This window comes from Caulobacter sp. UNC279MFTsu5.1, assembly GCF_900114015.1.
Taxonomy (GTDB): Bacteria; Pseudomonadota; Alphaproteobacteria; order Caulobacterales; family Caulobacteraceae; genus Caulobacter.
The window spans coordinates 1-16,487 of the sequence record NZ_FORN01000041.1; the positions used below are offsets into that span (position 1 = coordinate 1).

Sequence of the window (16,487 nt, forward strand, 5' to 3'; positions counted from 1 at the left end):
CGGCGTCGACCGGGGACAAAGCGCGTGAATTGCCCATAGGCCCGCGCCCCCGGCGTCTGGTTTCTCCCGAAAGGGATCGAGACCGGGTCCGGCTAAGCCTCAACAGGGCTGCCCACCGGACGCTGGCGGAAAACGACCGCGCGGAGCGATCGGCTTCGTCGAAACGGTATTTATCAAAGAACTCCGGACGTCGTCCGGCGCTCCGCGACCCTTTCCATACGCTCAGCGGCCAGCCGCGTGAGGACGACAGATCGTGCCCGCTAACACTTGCCCCCACCTGGCGGCTTCGCCGCCTGTCCGCCCCCAGAGGGGGCGGAACCGCACGGCGTCGACCCCAAGGCTCTTCCCCCTATGGGGGAAGACGACCGCGAAGCGGTCCGTAGGGGGCAGGCGGACGGTGCACGACGCCCGGCCATTTCCCACATCACCCGCTTCCGTCCTATCTAGAGCCCCATGACCGACACCGTCGCCCCCGATTCCAACGCCCAGGCCTATTCCGTCTCGGAACTGGCCTTCGCCCTGAAGCGCACGCTGGAAGACCGGTACAGCTTCGTGCGGCTGCGCGGCGAGCTTTCCAAGGTCACCCACCACTCCAACGGCCACGTCTACCTGACCATCAAGGACGACAAGGCCGCCATCGACGGCGTGGTCTGGAAGGGCAATGTCCGCCAGCTGCAGATCCGGCCCGAGCACGGGCTGGAGGTGATCGTCACCGGCAAGATCACCACCTATCCGGCCGGCTCGCGCTACCAGATCGTCATCGAGACCATGGAGGCCGCCGGCGTCGGCGCCCTGCTGGCCCAGCTGGAACGGCTGAAGGCCAAGCTTCACGCCGAGGGCCTGTTCGCCCCGGACCGCAAGCGCCCCCTGCCCGCCATGCCGGCCGTGATCGGGGTGATCACCAGTCCGACCGGGGCGGTGATCCGCGACATCCTGCACCGCATCCGCGATCGCTGGCCCTGCCAGGTGCTGGTCTGGCCCGTGGTGGTGCAGGGCGACGCCGCCGCCGGCCAGGTCGGCGCCGCGATCCGCGGCTTCAACGCCATCGCACCCGGTGGACCCGTGCCGCGCCCGGACATCCTGATCGTCGCCCGGGGCGGCGGCTCGGTCGAGGACCTGTGGGCCTTCAACGACGAGGGCCTGGCCCGCGCGGTGGCCGAGGGAAACATCCCGCTGATCTCGGCGGTCGGCCACGAGACCGACACCACCCTGATCGACTTCGTCTCCGACCGCCGCGCGCCCACCCCCACCGCCGCCGCCGAGATGGCCACGCCGGTGCTGGCCGAGCTGCGGGCCCTGGTCAGCGACTACGACCGCCGCCTGAACACCTGCGGCGGCCGGGCGATCGAGGAGCGACGCACCCGCCTGGTCGGCGCCGCGCGCGGCCTGCCCCGGCCCGCCGACCTGCTGGCCCTGGCCCAGCAGCGCCTGGACCTGGCGGTGCGCGGCCTGCCGCGGCTGGACGACCTGACCGCCCCGGCCGAGCGCCGGTTCAAGGAGGTCGCCGCCCGGCTGGACGCGGCCCTGCAGCGCAACACCGACATCCACGCCCGCGACCTGTTGAAGGTCACCGCCCGCCTGTCGCCCGACACCCTGCACCGCCAGCGCGCCGATTGCGGCCGGCGGGTCGAGGACCTGGGCCGGCGGCTGGACCTGGCGGCCCGCCGCGTCCCCGAGCGCGTGGCCCAGCACGCCCGCCTGCCCGCCCTGCAGGAGCGCCTGAACGCGGTGGCCCGGCGACGGCTGGAGCGCGAGACCGATCGCCTGGTCGCCCTGGACAAGCTGCGGCTGTCGCTCAACCCCGAACGGCCGCTGGAGCTGGGCTTCGCCCTGGTCCGCAAGGCCGACGGCACGATCGCCCGCTCGGCCGCCGAACTGGCCGGCGGCGAGCGCGTGAACCTGAAGTTCAAGCTGGGCGACCGCGACGCGGTGATCGACGGTGAGGGCCCAGGGGTTCCGCCGCCCCCCGTGGCCCCGGCTCGCCCCGCGCCGAAACCCAAGGCTCCGCCGCCCCCATCCGATCAGGGGAGCCTATTTTGATGGCCCTCCCCTCTCAGCCGTCATCCCGGGCCCGGGCCGACGATGTTGAATGAGAAAGGACAACGGCGCCCCACCTGTTCCGACACCCCCAACTGGCGTAAAAGACTCCCATGAACGCGTTCGATCCCAATCTCGGCAAGTCCGGCGGCCCGGCCGTCCTGCACTATGGCGACGGCGAGTTCGCCGTCATGAGCCCCGGCCAGTACGTGCTGTGCGCGGTCACCGGCGCGAAGGTCGCGCTGGAGGCCCTGCGCTACTGGAGCCCCGAGCTGCAGGAAGCCTATGCCGGCCCGACCGAGGCCCTGAAGCGCTGGCGGGAGAGCCGGGGCTGAATCGTCGAGGGGCGCTCGCCGGCCTGACCGCAGCCCTGGGCTTTCCGACCCTCGCCCGCGCCGCCGCGCCGGGCCTGACCCTCTTCGGCCGTTTCGTGCAGGGCGGCGCGATCGTCGGCCGCACCGCGCCGCGCGCCGCGGTGCTGCTGAACGGCGCGCCGATAACCCAGGCCTCGGCCGATGGCTGGTTCGTGATCGGTTTCGATCGCGACGCCCCGCCGCCGGCCCTGATCACCGTCGAGACCGCCGACGGCTCGGCCAGCCACCAGGCGACCATCGCGCCGGGAACCTTCGACATCCAGCGCATCGACGGCCTGGCCGACGACCAGGTCTCGCCCAGCGACCCGGCCCTGCTGGCCCGCATCGCCGCCGAGGGCGCGCGCAAGAGCGTCGGCTTCGCCAGCCGGATCGACGGCGACTTCTTCCGCACCGGCTTCATCTGGCCCGTCCAGGCCAAGCGGCGCTCATCCAGCTTCGGCGGCCAGCGGATCCTGAACGGCCAGCCCAAGCGTCCGCACTACGGCGTCGACCTGGCCGCCCCGGTCGGGACGCCGGTCGTGGCCCCGGCCGCCGGCGTGGTCAGCTTCGCCGAGACCGGCCTGCACTTCGAGGGCGGGCTGGTCCTGATCGACCACGGCCAGGGCCTGATCACCGCCTATCTGCACCTGTCGCGCATCGACGTGGCGGCGGGCCAGGCGGTGGCCCAGGGCCAGCGGATCGGCGCGGTCGGCCAGGAAGGCCGCGCCACGGGTCCGCACCTGTGCTGGCGGATGAAGTGGCGCGACCAGAACCTCGACCCGTCGCTGATGGTCGGCCTGGTGGGTGGAGCCCCGCAACCACACGCTTAGGGAGAGTCTTTGGCCGCAAATTCGCCCATCAGGGGATCGACAGGCCGTTAACTGTACAGTATCCCCCGCCATCCCCTTTTTGCGATGGAGGCCCGCCCCGCATGTCTGCGACGCTCGAGCAGCTGCGCTTTCTGCTGGTGGACGACAACCATCACATGCGGGCGATCGTCTCGACGATCCTGAAGGGCGTGGGCGTGCGGCATATTCTGGAGGCCATGGACGGGGCCGAGGCCCTGCAGGTGGTCCGCGACCGCCAGATCGACATCGCCATCGTCGACTTCCGCATGTCGCCCCTGGACGGGGTGCAGTTCACCCAGCTGGTCCGCCGCTCGCCCGACAGCCCCGACCCGTTCCTGCCGATCATCATGCTGACCGGCTTCGCCGAGCGGCACCGGGTGTTCGAGGCCCGCGACGCCGGGGTCACCGAGATCGTCGTCAAGCCGGTCACCGCCCGCTCGCTGCTGGACCGCATCAACACGGTGATCTTCAAGCCCCGGCCGTTCATCCGCACCGAGGACTATTTCGGGCCCTGCCGCCGCCGCCGCGACGACCCCCGCTACGACGGCCCGCGCCGCCGGGCCCTCGAGCGGGCGCTGGAGCTCTAACGCCCCGACGCCGCCAAGGCGGCATAGACTTCGTTCGGCCAGCGCCGATGAACCCAGAACCATTCCTCGGGCCGCTCGCGGATGCGTTCCTCCATGAACGCGTTGACCAGCCTCACCCCGGCCTCGATGTCGGCGGTGCGGTCGCCGGTGTTCGGCAGGTGGATCGGATCGTGGACCACAGCCCGGAAACGCGCGCCCTTGGTGCGCTGCACCGACATCGGCTGCAGAACCGTGCCGAAGCGGATGGCCAGGCGCGAAGGCCCCGGAGCCGTGCGCACCGGATGACCGAAGAACAGGCCCTCGACCCCGGTGTTGAACTTCTGGTCGTTCATCAGCGCCACCGACTTGCCCTGCTTCATGCCCTCCAGCAGTTCGCGCGCGCCGTCCCCGCCCTTGGGGGCGAACAGCCGCACGCCGTAGCGGAAGCGGCTGGCCTTGATCCGCTCGTCGACATACGGATTGTTGGCCGCCCGGTAGGTCATCTCGCAGACGACCCCGGAATCGACGATGGCCGCGGGCATCACCTCCCAGTTCGACAGGTGTCCCGAAACGAAGACCACCGGAACCTTGTCGGCGGCGATCTGGAACAGGCGCTCCTGGTTGACCACCTCGACCCGCCCGGTGGACGGCAGGATTTTGTCCATCAGCGGAAACTCGGCGAAGGTCCGCCCCAGGCCGTCCCATTGCGCCTCGAGCATGGCCGCCCGCCAGGCATCGTCCTTGTCCGGAAAGGCCAGCTTGAGATTGCGGACCGCCACCTTGTGCGCGCCGCTCAAGGGCCCGACCGTGCGGCCCAGCCAGCCGCCGAACGCCGAGGCGGCGTCGACGCCGAGCAGGCGCACGACGCCTATGAAGAGGTCAAAACCCAGCGCTTCCGCGCGCCATAGAAGGTCCTGGGCCCAAGGCCGACGCTTATCCGACATGAACCCTTAGTAGCCTGCTTCGTGGACGAGTGGGACTCGCGGCGTGTGGCGATCCGCGCGGTTCGCCCGGCACGCGACTTGCGGCCGTCGACCCAGACCGTTCCGTTTCGGGACGGAGCATGAAATCGGGGCGTCATCATGGGCAACGACATTGATGTGTATCTGGGCAAGCGATTGCGGCGCCGTCGCCGCCTGCTGGGCCTGACTCAACAGCAGCTGGCCGGCGCCGTCGGGGTGCGGTTCCAGCAGATTCAGAAATACGAGTGCGGCGCCAACCGCATCTCGGCCGCGCGGCTGTGGCAGCTTTCCGAGGCCCTGGAGGTCCCGGTCGGCTATTTCTACGACGGCCTGTCGGACCGGGTGGCGAAGGAAACCAACCTCGAGGCCGAAGGCGGCGAGATGTTCGCCCGCAAGGAGACGCTGGATCTGGTCCGCGCCTACTACCTGCTGGGCGAGCGCCCGCGCCGTCGCCTGCTGGACCTGGCCAAGTCGCTGAACGGCGGTGAGATGCTGGAAGCATAGGTTCGGGTCCGCGAACGGTGGCGTCGAGTCGAAGGGCGGGATAAAGCCTCGCCCATGACCCTCGCCGCCGATCATCTCGCCCAGCTCGACGCCTTCGTCATCGACCTCAACCGCGCTTCGGCGGCGGCGATCCTGCCGCTGTTCCGGGCCGACCACGGGTTGGAGGACAAGGGCGCGGGCAAGAACCTGCCGCGCGACAGCCACGCGGCGTTCGATCCGGTGACGGAAGCCGACCGCGGCGCCGAGGCCGCGATCCGCAAGCTGATCGCCGAGCACTATCCCGAACATGGCGTCATCGGCGAAGAGTACGGCGAGGATCGCCCCGACGCCGAGTTCGTCTGGGTGCTGGATCCGATCGACGGCACCCGCGCCTTCATCTCGGGCCTGCCATTGTGGACCACCCTGATCGGCTTGCGCCATCAGGGGCGTTCGGTGCTGGGCTCGATCGGCCAGCCCTATACGGGCGAGATCTTCATCGGCTCGGCCTCGGGCTCGCGCCTGCTCTCGCGGGATTCGGAGCGCGCGATCCGGGTACGCGAGTGCCCTAGGCTGACCGATGCGATCATCGCCACCACCGACCCCGACGCCTGTTTCGACGGGGCCGAGCGCGGGGCTTGGCTGCAGGTGCGCGCCGCCGCCAAGCTGGGCCGCCTGGGCTGCGACGCCTACGCCTACGCCATGGTCGCCATGGGCAAGATGGACATGGTCATCGAGGCCGGGCTGAAGTCCTGGGACATCGAGGCGGCCATCCCCCTGATCGAGGGCGCCGGCGGGATCGTCACCGACTGGCGCGGCGAGCCGATCGGCCAGGACGGCGGCCAGATGGTGATCTCCGGCGACCGCCGTTGCCTGGACGAGGCGCTGGTGTCGCTGCGACGGTCGGCGAAATGACGGGCTAGAGCCCGTCCACCGTCTCATCGAACGCCTTCCAGAACACCGCCCGGCGATCGTCCGTCTCGATCAGGATTTCGTGGAAGGCGTCGGGGATCTCGACATAGCGGCCTTGCGGGATGCGGCCGGCGATCGACTTCTCGTCGGCGATCAGCACCCGGCTGTCCTGGCCCGCGGCGACGATGGTCACCGGGATCGACACGGCCTCGACCCCCTTGGTCCGGCGCAGGAAGGCGCAGGCGGCGAAGGCGAAATCGGTCCAGCCCCAGGTGATGCCGCCCAGGGCGATATCGGGATTGGCGTGGATCTGGGCCCGGTGGCGGGCGTAGCGAGCCGCGTCGTGGGTCAGCGCGTCCTTGGGAAAGCTCTGGACGAACGGGTCGCCGACGTCGCCCAGCACATACTCGCTCCTGTATCGCGAGCGGCTCATCAGCCAGGCCAGGGCGCGGGCACCACCGGCGGGCTTGCCGCCGGTGTTGAGGCCCAGCATCGGCGCCGACAGCACCGCGGCCGCGAGACGCTTCTCGCCGGTGGCCAGGGCCAGCATGGTCAGGCACCCGCCCATCGAGTGTCCCAGGGCGATCCAGGGCTTGGGCAGGCGCGTCCCGAACACGGCCAGCAGCGCCTGATAGTCGCCCAGGAAGTCCTTGAAACCGGCCGCGTGGCCCTTCAGCCGGTCCGGCAACGCGCGATGCGACAGCCCCTGCCCGCGCCAGTCGTGGACCAGCACGACGAAGCCCCGATCCAGCAGGTCCTGGACGACCTCGAAATATTTCTCGATCGGTTCGCTGCGGCCGGGACTGACCACGACCGAGCCCCGGGGCGGACCTTCCGGCGAAAACAGGGCGGCGCGGAGGGTCGCCCCGTCCGCACCGCTGAACCACTCGGCCTTTCCATGGTCAGGAACGGGCGCCTCGGGAATCGAGACCAGCGGCGCCGCGTCCCCCATGGATCAGCGCATCTTCGCGAACAGGGCCGCCATCTTCGACTGCAGGGCCATGGCCGCGCCCATGTCCGACAGCTTCAGCTTGCCGGTCATCACCGCCATGGTCGGGTCCAACGCGCCAGCGCCGATGGCCAGCAGGTCGTCCATCGACAGGGTCATGGTCAGGTCGGCCGGCTTGTCCTCGTTGGTCACCGAGCCGCCATCGATGTGGATGACGCCGGCGTCCTTCAGGTCGAACTTCAGGCTCTTGCCCAGGCCGCTGTCCTCGCCGACGGCGGCCTTCATGCGATCGGTGATTTCCTGCAACGTAGCCATAAGCGCATCTCCCTCTGTGGCGCGTGGATTCTGGGCGGCAGACTGGCCGCTGGATCGCAGCGAGTAAACACTGTTCAGACGCGCCGGCGGCTATTTCTTCTTGTCGTAATAATCCACCGCCGCCGGGATTTTGGCCAAGCGGACTCGGGCCGCGCCCTTGAACTGGCCTGGCTCGAAGACGACCGTCCCAGCGTCCGACGGCAGCGGCCGAGCGCTTCCGTCGGGGAACACGGCCACTCCGGATTCGGCCTTCTTGAAGGCCAGTCCTTCCATCTGCGGCGCCATCAGAGCCATGGCGCCGGCGGCCTTGCGGATCGCGCTGTTGGACTCCTCGACCGTCGCCGCCAACTCGCGGGAATCGTATTCCGTCGCGGGCTTGAGCACGGGATCGAGCAGCATCGCCGTTCCGAACTTGGCGTCGGCCGGGACGTCGAGGTGCAGCTGGGCCTTGGCCTGCAGCTGGGCCAGGGTCGGCAGGCGCTCGAACCGCCCCTGATCATCGATCGGCAAGGGGGTGCGCGCGCCGCTCGCCTCGATCAGCGCGGCCTTGACGCCCGCGGCCGGCTTGCCGTCGCGGCGCAGGGCGTAGGTGACCTTGATCCGGGCCCGTTCGGCCGGCTGCAGCTTCAGCATCGACTCCAGGAACGGAAAAACCTTGGTCGCCGGAACGGTCTTGCCGGCGTCGGCGTGGGCCGGCGGCGCCAGGACCAGGATCATCAGGCCCGCGAGGGCGGCGCGTCGTTTCAAGAACGGTCTCATTTCGGTTTGATGAACTTCAGGGTCATGCGGTCGCTCTCGCCGATCGCGTCGTACTTGGCGTGGTCGAAGCCGGGTTCGGCGGGCTCGCCGCGCGGGGCCGACAGCCGGGTCGGCGGCAAGGTCCAGACGCCGAACGGATGGTCCTTGGTGTCCTTGGGATTGGCGTTGATCTCGCTCTCGCCGGCCAGGACGAAGCCGGCCTCCCGGGCCATTTCGATCACATAGGCCTGCTGGACATAGCCGTCGGCGGCCAGGACGTCCTGCACGCGTCCGGGTTCGCCGCGGTGCTCCTCGATCCCCAGCACCCCGCCGGGCTTCAGGGCGGTCAGGGCTTCGCGGAAGGCCTTCTCGGCCAGGCCCGCCGCCATCCAGTTATGCAGGTTGCGCAGGAACAGGACCAGGTCGGCCGATCCCGCTGGCGCCACCGGGCCGCTAGTCGGCCCAAAGGCCGTGACGATGACCTCGCCATATAGCTTCTTCTTGTCGGCCAGCTTGCGCCGGTATTCCTCGACCGCCGCCTTGGCGGCGGGGTCGTCCGGCAGATCGGTCTGCAGCGAGGCGGCGTAGAGCTTGCCGCCCGTGGCGGCCAGGTACGGGGCCAGGATGTCGGTGTACCAGCCGGCGCCGGGCCAGAATTCGACCACGGTCTGACCCGGCTCGAGCCCCCAGAACTGCAGGCTCTCGACGGGGTGGCGCCAGACGTCGCGGGCCTTGTCGGCGGGCGAGCGCCAATCGCCCTGCGCGGCCGCCGCCAGGGTCATGGGGGCCGCCTTGGTCGTCGACCTGGCGGCGTCCGGCTTGGCCGCCTTGCGGCCGCATCCCGCCAGGCCCAGCGCGGCCGCCCCCGCCAGCAGGCCCCGCCGCGACCATCGAAGTCCTGAGACCATGCCTCCCCCTACCATCAACGCGGAACCCGATCATGCACCCGACCTTGGCGAAACGGCGCCGAGGCGGCCAGGTTTTCGGCTCGGCCTTCTCAGCCCGGCTTGCGGAACCGCAGCGTCATGCGGTCGCTCTCGCCGATGGCGTCGTACTTCGCGCGATCGAAGGCCGGATCGGCCGGCTGGCCGTCGGACGCGCTTTGCCGGGTCGGCGGCAGGGTCCAGACGCCGAACGGGTGGTCCTTGGTGTCCTTGGGGTTGGCGTTGATCTCGGACTTGGCGTCCAACTTGAAGCCGGCCTTCTCCGCCAGGGCCACCACCGTGGCCGTAGCCAGGTAGCCGTCCGCCCCCTTGTCGGTCTCCGATTTGGGATCGGCGCGATGGTCCTCGACCGCCAGGATCCCGCCCGGCTTCAGCACCGCGAAAAAGTCGGCGAAGATCTTGTCGGCCACGCCCGGCTGGACGGTCCAGTTGTGGACGTTGCGCGCGGTCAGCACCAGGTCGGCCGAACCGGGTGCCCCCAGGGGAGCGGCCACCGGCCCGAAGTTCACGAACTGCACGGTCCCGTACTTGTCGGGGTTCGTGAAGCGGGTTTCGAAATTCGCCCGGCCCTTGCGCGCACCGTCCGAGATCTTCGGATTGGCCAGGTCGGCGAGGCCGGCGGCGTAGGTCCCGCCGGTGGCCTTGGCGTAGGGCGCCAGGATCTCGGTCCAGTAGCCGCCGCCGGGCGACACCTCGATCACCGTCTGCCTGGGCTTCAGCCCCCAGAAGACCAGGCTCTCATAGGGATGGCGGGCGCCGTCGCGGGCGACGCTGGCCGGCGTGCGATCGGGCGAGGCGATGGCCGCCCGCAGCGCCGCGTCCTCGGCGGCGAACACCGGCGAGGCGGCGAGGCAAAGGGTCGCGGCGGCGAACAGCAGGAGCTGGCGGCGGCAGGTCATCGTCGGAGCTCTCCAAGGCGGGCCCAGGGCCGGGCGAGCCGACCTTAGCGGCGACCGAACGGCGATCAAGCGATTCACCACCAGGCCGTTCATTCAACCCCTTGAAGTCGAAAAACGGCTCACCACCTTGGTCTCGAAGGCGCTGGAAACCCGGGCCTTCCGGACCGCCGACGACGCCAATCCGGGTCGTCAAGGGTCTGAACAGATTGAACAACCTTGCTTGAAGAGAAGGATTGTCACCATGCGTACGATCGACCTGTCCCCCCTGTATCGCTCCGTCGTCGGTTTCGACCGGCTGGCCGCCCTGCTGGACGCCGCCTCGAGCGAAGCCGCCTCCGGCTACCCCCCGTACAATATCGAGCGCACCGCCGAGAACGCGTACCGCATCGAGATCGCTGTCGCCGGCTTCAAGCCGGAAGAACTCGGCATCGAGGTGAAGGAAAACCTTCTCACCGTCACCGGCCGCAAACCGGCCAATGACGAGGCCAAGCGCTACCTCCATCGCGGCCTGGCCGAGCGCAACTTCGAGCGCCGCTTCCAGCTGGCCGACTATGTGATCGTGACCGACGCCGCGCTCTCGGACGGCCTGCTGTCGATCTCGCTGAAGCGCGAACTGCCCGAGGCGTTGAAGCCCCGCACGATCGAGATCAAGTCGGCGGCTCCCCTGATCGAGGGCGACAAAGTCGAAGGCGAGAAGGCAGCCTAACACCACCTTCGCGCGTTATCGTATTTCCCCCTCCAGACTTTCAGGGCGGCGCCTCGGCGCCGCCCTTTTTTCTGGTCGCGGCGCGACGGTTCAGGCCGGCGTCAGGTCCAGGCCCTGCACCTGGCCGAGATCGCAGTCGCGCAGGCTTACACGGATCAGGCGCGCGCCGGTGAGGTCGGCGCCGCGCAGGTCGGCGCCGTCGAGCACCGCCTCGCTGAGGTCGGCGGCCTGCATCAGGGCGTAGCGTAGGCGGGCGGCCTTCAGATCGGCCAGGGTCTTGCGCTCGGGCCCCAGAGGCAGGGGCGAAAGGAGCGCCTGGCGCAGATCGGCCTTGGTCAGGTTGGCGCCCGCCAGCTTGGCGCCGCGCAGGTCCGCGCCGCGCAGGTTGGCCGCGCGCAGGTCGGCGTTGCGCAGGTCCGCGCCCTGCAACTGGGTTCCCGACAGGTCGATCCCGACCATGCAGGCCCCCGCCGCGCTCATCGCCGTCAGGCGCAGGCCCTTGAGACGGTCGCCCAGCGGGCGCAGGTCCTCGCCGTCCAGCCGGGCGGGCTGGCCTTCCTTGCCGCCGGTCCGACACCAGGCCTGGTTGGCCAGGCAGCGCTGGTGGATCTCCTCGGCGCGCGACAAGGCCTGTTCGGTCGAGGCCGCCAGGCAGCCTTGCATCGCCGCGCCGCTGAGGCGGGCGGTGGAGGTATCGACTCCGGTCATGACGGCGCCCGTGAGATTTGCGCCTTCAAGATTGGCGCCCTTGACGTCCGCCCCGTCCAGGATGGCGCCGCTCAGATTGGCTTCCTTGAGGTTGGCCCCCGACAGCTTGGCCCCGCGCAGCGAGCAGTCGCTGAAATCGGCCTTGAACGCCGAAACGCCCGCGAACTGCGAGCCGTCCAGGGTGGCGCCCGAGAAATTGACCTCGTCGGCCTCGCCGTTGCGAGTTTCGTGGCGGACGGTCTCGAACCCCTTCCGGGGATGCGGGATGGCCACCTGACCTTCCCGGAAATCGGCCTGGGTCAGGTCGGCCTGGGACAGGTTGGCGCCCCGCAGGCAGGCCCCTCGCAGGTCGGCGCGGACCAGCACCGCCTGGCGCAGGTCGGCCTGGCGCAGGTCGGCGCCGAACAGGTTGGCCCGCTCCAGCCGCGTACGGACCATGCGGCAACCGTCGAGGATGGAGGCGGAAAAGTCGGCGTCGGCCAGGTTGCGGAACGACAGGTCCAGGCCCGACAGGGTCATGAAGCGCAGCGAAGCGCGCTTGCCGCCCTGCTTGCCCGTGACGAACTTCTCGTGCGCCGAGACGATCATGTCGAGCTCGGCCTGGCTCAGACGCCGCCGCCCCGCGATGCTCTGCGCCGCGCTCATGTCTTACGCTTCTCCCCCGAGAAACCCGTTGATCGGCTTGGGAAAATACCGGCGATCGACGAGCGAAGCGTTAAGGTCGCGCGCTTTTGCCGCAACTTTCGCGAAACAAGATGTGGAAAATTCGCTGTCAGCGATAACAGCCCGCTAGATCACGTCGTCCAGGCCGCGAGCGCCCATGCGGATCGCGCCGGTGACGTCGACGTCCTTGAGCAGGGCGTTGGTGAAGTTGGCGCGCGACAGGTCGGCGCCGCTCAGGCAGGCCTGGCGCAGGTCGGCCCGGGCGAAGTCGGCGTTGGTCAGCAAGGCGCCGGTCAGGTCGCTGGGCAGCAGGCGGTCGCGGCCGATCAGCAACGGACCCAGCTGGGCCTCGCGCAGGTCCGACCCGGCCAGCTTGGCGCCCTTGAGACGCGCGCCCCGCAGGTCGGCCCGGCGCAGGTTGCACGAGCGCAGGTCGGCGCCTTCCAGCTGCGCGCCTTGCATCTGCACGCTTTCCATGTCCAGGCCGTAGAACACCGCGCCCTTGGCCGACAGGGCCGTCAGGTTGAAGCCCCGCACGGACTTCAAATTGCGCAGGTCGGCCTTGTCGAACACCGAGGGCGCGCCCTCCGCCCCGCCGGTCTCGCACCAGCGGGCATGGTCGGCGATCATCTGCTCGTAGGGCATGTCGGACACGTCCTTGCCCGCCGCCTTGTCGGTCAGGGCGCCGTCCATGTTGGTGTCGTTGATGTTCCAGGACATGGTCTTGGCGCCGACCAGGACCGCGTTGCGCAGGTCGGCCCCAACCAGGTTGGCGCCCGACAGGTCGGCCCCGGCCAGGTTCGCCCCGTTGAAATTGGCCTGCTTGAGATTGGCCCGCACCAGCTTGGCGTCCTTGAGGATCGCGTCGCTGAAGTCGGCCTTGGTGGCGATGATGCCCGACAGCCGCGAGCGCTCCAGGTTGGCGCCGGCCAGGATCGCGCCGGTCGCCTGCGCCTCGCGCTGGACGGGCTCGATGATGCGGTAGCCTTCCTTGCGGTCGGCGGCGGCGATTTGACCTTCGCGCAGGTCGGCCTCGAACAGATCGGCGCCGGTCAGGTTGGCGCCGCGCAGGCTGGAGCCGCGCAGGTCGGCGCGGCGCATCGAGGCGTCGGTCAGGTCCGAGCCTTGCATGTCCGCGCCGTACATGTTGGCGTTGTCGAGCTTGGTCTTCCGCAGGTCGCAGCCGACCATCAAGGCGCCGGTGAAATCGGCGTCGCACAGGTTGCGCCCGGTGACCGACAGGCCCGACAGATCGCAGAAGGCGAAGACGGCGCGCGCCCCGCCCATCCGGGCCGACCACAGACGGTCATGCCTGGCGCAGATCACGTCGACGTCGTGCTGCGTCAGGCGCTTGTGCTCTTGGCCTGCCGCGGGAGGGGCGCTCATGATGGCTCGTATCGACTCCCCGAAGGGCTGGACCCATACCATGCGCGCGCCGCATTAACGCTGCGTTTCCAAGCATTTCGGGACATTTTGACGCGGTTTGCCCGAATGTCCCGAACGTCGGATCAGCGCGCCGCCGGCAGCGGCTGGGCCCGGCTTTCGTCGAGGTAGCGGGCGCCGGTCGGGCGCAGGCCGCCGTCCAGGTCGATGACCAGCGGATTGCCGGTTGGGATCTCGACATGGACGATGTCGGCGTCGGGCACGTCGAACAGATGCTTGACGATGGCCCGCAGCGAATTGCCGTGCGCGGCCACCAGGATCGTCTCGCCGGCCGCCAGCTTGGGGGCGATGGCCGCTTCCCAATAGGGCAGCACGCGGACCAGGGTGGTCTTCAGGCTTTCGGTGCTGGGCAGGTCCTTGCCGGCATAGCGGCGGTCCTTGGCGAAGTCGTATTCGCCGCCCGGCGCCAATTCCGGCGGCGGGATGTCATAGGACCGGCGCCAGATGGTCACTTGCTCCTCGCCGTGCTTCTGCGCGGTCTCAGCCTTGTTCAGCCCGGTCAGGCCGCCGTAGTGGCGCTCGTTCAGCCGCCAGTCCTTGGTCACCGGCACGAAGCTCTGACCAGCGGCGTCCAGCGCCAGGTTGCAGGTGCGGATGGCGCGGGTCTGGACCGAGGTGAAGGCCTCGTCGAGATCGATGCCGGCGGCCTTGATCAGCTCGCCGCCCTTGCGGGCCTGGGCCTCGCCCTCGGCGGTCAGGTCGACGTCCACCCAGCCGGTGAAACGGTTTTCGAGATTCCATTGGCTCTGGCCGTGGCGCAGCAGGACGAGAACGGGCATCGGACCTCCAGGATATGACGCAGGGCGGGCTAAGCCCCGGCCGGCTCCACGTCAAGCGCCCCGCCCTTTCCTCGCCCCTCTCTCGCCCTTCTCTCCTCCGGGCGGCATGCTATAGGCAGGCCATGCCCGATCGCATCCTCATGCCCTTCCTGGCGCTCATCGGCCTGGCCCTTGTCGCGTTCTCGCTCGTCTGGCCGCAGGGTTATGGCGCCCGCTCGCCGGATCCGTTCGGCTCGGTCCCGATCCAGCAGACGCCGGAAATGCAGGCCAAGATCCAACGCGAGAAGGACGCCGCGGCCCACCGCGACCAGCAAGCTCGCCAGCAGGTGGGCGACGCCCGCGAAGCGGCGACGATCGCCCCGTGAGCGCCTCCATCAACGCCTTCGACGCCATAGCCGTCGGCCAGCGGGTCCTGAACGCCGAGGCCCAGGCCCTGGCGCTGCTGTCGGCGTCGCTGGACGAATCGTTCGTCCGCGCCGTCGAAACCCTGTTCGACGCCCGGGGCCGAGTGGTCTGCACCGGGGTCGGCAAGTCCGGCCACGTGGCCCGCAAGATCGCCGCCACCCTGGCCTCGACCGGCTCGCCGGCCATGTTCGTGCACGCCGCCGAGGCCAGTCATGGCGACCTGGGCATGATCGGCCAGGGCGACGTGGTGCTGGCCCTGTCGAAGTCGGGCGAGGCCCGCGAGCTGTCAGACACCCTGGCCTATGCCAAGCGGTTCTCGATCCCGATCATCGCCGTCACCGCCGTGGCCGACAGCCAGCTGGGCCGGGCGGGCGACGTCCTGCTCCTGCTGCCCGACGCGCCCGAGGCGACGTCGGAGGTCAGCGCCCCGACCACCTCGACCACCCTGCAGATGGCCCTGGGCGACGCCCTGGCCGTGGCGCTGCTGGAGCGGCGCGGCTTCACGGCCACCGACTTCCGCGTCTTCCATCCGGGCGGCAAGCTGGGCGCCATGCTGCGCACGGTCGGCGACCTGATGCATGGCGAGGGCGAGCTGCCCCTGACCCGCGAGGACGCCTCGATGTCCGAGGCGCTGCTGGTGATGAGCGAAAAGCGGTTCGGCGCGGTCGGGGTGGTCGCCCCGGACGGCGCGCTCAGCGGCCTGATCACCGACGGCGACCTGCGCCGTCACATGAACGGGCTGATGGACCATGTGGCCGGCGAGGTCATGACCCGCGCCCCCCTGACCATCACGCCCGGGGCCCTGGCGGCCGAGGCGCTGAAGCTGATGAACGAGCGGCGGATCACCGTGCTGTTCGTCGTCGACCAGGACCGCCCGGTCGGCATCCTGCACGTCCACGACCTGCTGCGGGCCGGGGTGATCTGATCGCCGGGGACATCTGCGCCCCCTTGATCCGCTCATCCCGGCGAATGCCGGGACCCAGATCCTAGAGTGGTGTGGTTGACTGGAAAGGCGCTGAGTGGACGGCGTCGGCCTCGAAGCCATTCCATCTGGGTCCCGGCGTTCGCCGGGATGAGCGGGGCTTGGAGGCGCGCGCCGGCGCCCTTCCGTCGGTGGAAGCCGACAGGCTTGGGGAGGCGGCGGAGCGTCCGGGCCATGCCCGGATGATTGTTTTTGGAGAGTACCGTTTCGACAGGATCCGAACGCTCCGCGCGGCCTTCGGACGAAAGCCTTCGGATCGCGGATTTTTAACCCGCTCCGATGGAGGCCCCCGGCGGGCGGAGGGGCGACGAAACCCCGTCCGGACCGCGCGGGCGATTTCAGCCCGCGCCTGGCGCGCCCGACCTTCGACGCCGAAGACTTGATCCCGCCGTCCGGTCCGGGCCGCCCGAAGTCCCAATCCAAGGACCCCCACGTCCCGCCGACCGGCTCGATGGAGCCCGCGACGCCGGCCGACGGACGCTTCCCGCTCGACCGCCCCCGCCGCACGTCGAGGTCGCCGGCCGGACGTCCTCCCCTGCGACAGGGCGAGGACCAGTATGCGGGCGGTTTGAAGCGCGATGCGCCGAATTCGCGAACGCTCTTCGATGTCGAGCGCAAGACTTTGATTTCGTTGACCTCGAACCACTCCTATCCTCGCCGTCCAGCGGGGAAACAGGCCCGCCGGTCCCCCTCGGCGCTTGTGGAAGCGCCCATATGTCGTACGAAGCTTAAGCAGGGCTATCGCCTATGGATTTGCTGAGAAGGCAACCGTCATCCGGCCTCGGGACGCGCAAGCGG

General features: G+C 69.6%; 18 protein-coding genes. 9 read left to right on the forward strand and 9 right to left on the reverse strand.

Translation table 11 applies throughout. The annotated features are described in order from the left end of the window. Positions 1–453 precede the first annotated feature (453 nt). The 4 genes from xseA (at position 454) to BM066_RS19485 (ending at position 3,825) form a co-directional block, all read left to right on the forward strand. Complete coding sequence (gene xseA, locus BM066_RS19470; protein ID WP_018061383.1) at positions 454–2,040, forward strand: exodeoxyribonuclease VII large subunit; 1,587 nt, start codon at positions 454–456, stop codon at positions 2,038–2,040. A gap of 110 nt (positions 2,041–2,150) precedes the next feature. Next, positions 2,151–2,372, forward strand: a complete 222-nt coding sequence (locus BM066_RS19475) for a DUF2093 domain-containing protein (RefSeq protein ID WP_018061382.1) — start codon at positions 2,151–2,153, stop codon at positions 2,370–2,372. Positions 2,373–2,467: 95 nt separating this feature from the next. Further along, complete coding sequence (locus BM066_RS19480) at positions 2,468–3,220, forward strand: M23 family metallopeptidase (RefSeq protein ID WP_018061381.1); 753 nt, start codon at positions 2,468–2,470, stop codon at positions 3,218–3,220. A 101-nt stretch (positions 3,221–3,321) separates the two neighbouring features. Beyond that, positions 3,322–3,825: a response regulator gene (locus BM066_RS19485; RefSeq protein ID WP_018061380.1), complete on the forward strand. Its 504-nt coding sequence runs from the start codon at positions 3,322–3,324 to the stop codon at positions 3,823–3,825. Here the strand turns inward: BM066_RS19485 and BM066_RS19490 are convergent. Continuing rightward, on the reverse strand, positions 3,822–4,748 hold the full coding sequence (locus BM066_RS19490; RefSeq protein ID WP_026176445.1) for a lysophospholipid acyltransferase family protein: 927 nt from the start codon (positions 4,746–4,748) through the stop codon (positions 3,822–3,824). The two genes, BM066_RS19485 and BM066_RS19490, sit on opposite strands and share 4 nt — an antisense overlap. A gap of 138 nt (positions 4,749–4,886) precedes the next feature. Between BM066_RS19490 and BM066_RS19495 the strand changes: the two genes are divergently transcribed. Together BM066_RS19495 and hisN are read left to right on the forward strand one after the other, a co-directional pair. Next, positions 4,887–5,270: a helix-turn-helix domain-containing protein gene (locus tag BM066_RS19495; protein ID WP_018061378.1), complete on the forward strand. Its 384-nt coding sequence runs from the start codon at positions 4,887–4,889 to the stop codon at positions 5,268–5,270. A gap of 54 nt (positions 5,271–5,324) precedes the next feature. After that, positions 5,325–6,161: a histidinol-phosphatase gene (gene hisN, locus BM066_RS19500; RefSeq protein WP_018061377.1), complete on the forward strand. Its 837-nt coding sequence runs from the start codon at positions 5,325–5,327 to the stop codon at positions 6,159–6,161. A 4-nt stretch (positions 6,162–6,165) separates the two neighbouring features. On the opposite strand, the gene BM066_RS19505 is transcribed toward hisN, so the two are convergent. The 5 genes from BM066_RS19505 to BM066_RS19525 form a co-directional block, all read right to left on the reverse strand. Next, positions 6,166–7,110: an alpha/beta fold hydrolase gene (locus tag BM066_RS19505; protein WP_089930007.1), complete on the reverse strand. Its 945-nt coding sequence runs from the start codon at positions 7,108–7,110 to the stop codon at positions 6,166–6,168. 3 nt (positions 7,111–7,113) lie between these two features. Beyond that, positions 7,114–7,422, reverse strand: coding sequence for an SCP2 sterol-binding domain-containing protein (locus BM066_RS19510; protein ID WP_089930008.1), 309 nt, complete (start codon positions 7,420–7,422; stop codon positions 7,114–7,116). A gap of 90 nt (positions 7,423–7,512) precedes the next feature. After that, positions 7,513–8,169 carry a DUF2987 domain-containing protein gene (locus BM066_RS19515; RefSeq protein ID WP_089930009.1) on the reverse strand — a complete coding sequence of 219 codons (657 nt, stop codon included), beginning with the start codon at positions 8,167–8,169 and terminating at the stop codon, positions 7,513–7,515. A gap of 8 nt (positions 8,170–8,177) precedes the next feature. Beyond that, positions 8,178–9,068 (reverse strand): class I SAM-dependent methyltransferase, encoded by an 891-nt coding sequence (locus BM066_RS19520; protein ID WP_089930010.1) that lies wholly within the window; start codon positions 9,066–9,068, stop codon positions 8,178–8,180. An 89-nt stretch (positions 9,069–9,157) separates the two neighbouring features. Beyond that, the gene (locus BM066_RS19525) at positions 9,158–10,003 is read right to left on the reverse strand and encodes a class I SAM-dependent methyltransferase (protein WP_089930011.1); all 846 of its coding nucleotides are present in this window, start codon (positions 10,001–10,003) and stop codon (positions 9,158–9,160) included. A 241-nt stretch (positions 10,004–10,244) separates the two neighbouring features. Here BM066_RS19525 and BM066_RS19530 point away from each other — a divergent pair, with 241 nt between their 5' ends. Then, positions 10,245–10,709, forward strand: coding sequence for an Hsp20 family protein (locus BM066_RS19530; RefSeq protein WP_089930012.1), 465 nt, complete (start codon positions 10,245–10,247; stop codon positions 10,707–10,709). Positions 10,710–10,799: 90 nt separating this feature from the next. Here the strand turns inward: BM066_RS19530 and BM066_RS19535 are convergent, their stop codons facing one another. From BM066_RS19535 to gpmA, 3 genes are all read right to left on the reverse strand, one after another. Beyond that, positions 10,800–12,062: a pentapeptide repeat-containing protein gene (locus tag BM066_RS19535; protein WP_089930013.1), complete on the reverse strand. Its 1,263-nt coding sequence runs from the start codon at positions 12,060–12,062 to the stop codon at positions 10,800–10,802. Between the two features lie 144 nt (positions 12,063–12,206). Then, positions 12,207–13,466 carry a pentapeptide repeat-containing protein gene (locus BM066_RS19540; protein ID WP_089930014.1) on the reverse strand — a complete coding sequence of 420 codons (1,260 nt, stop codon included), beginning with the start codon at positions 13,464–13,466 and terminating at the stop codon, positions 12,207–12,209. Positions 13,467–13,588: 122 nt separating this feature from the next. Next, entirely contained in the window at positions 13,589–14,302 is a 714-nt protein-coding gene (gene gpmA / locus BM066_RS19545; protein ID WP_089930015.1) for a 2,3-diphosphoglycerate-dependent phosphoglycerate mutase, read from the reverse strand. A 122-nt stretch (positions 14,303–14,424) separates the two neighbouring features. Here gpmA and BM066_RS19550 point away from each other — a divergent pair, with 122 nt between their 5' ends. Both BM066_RS19550 and BM066_RS19555 read left to right on the forward strand, forming a co-directional pair. Further along, positions 14,425–14,667 (forward strand): hypothetical protein, encoded by a 243-nt coding sequence (locus BM066_RS19550; protein WP_089930016.1) that lies wholly within the window; start codon positions 14,425–14,427, stop codon positions 14,665–14,667. 8 nt (positions 14,668–14,675) lie between these two features. Continuing rightward, entirely contained in the window at positions 14,676–15,632 is a 957-nt protein-coding gene (locus BM066_RS19555; RefSeq protein WP_089930045.1) for a KpsF/GutQ family sugar-phosphate isomerase, read from the forward strand. Positions 15,633–16,487 lie beyond the last annotated feature (855 nt).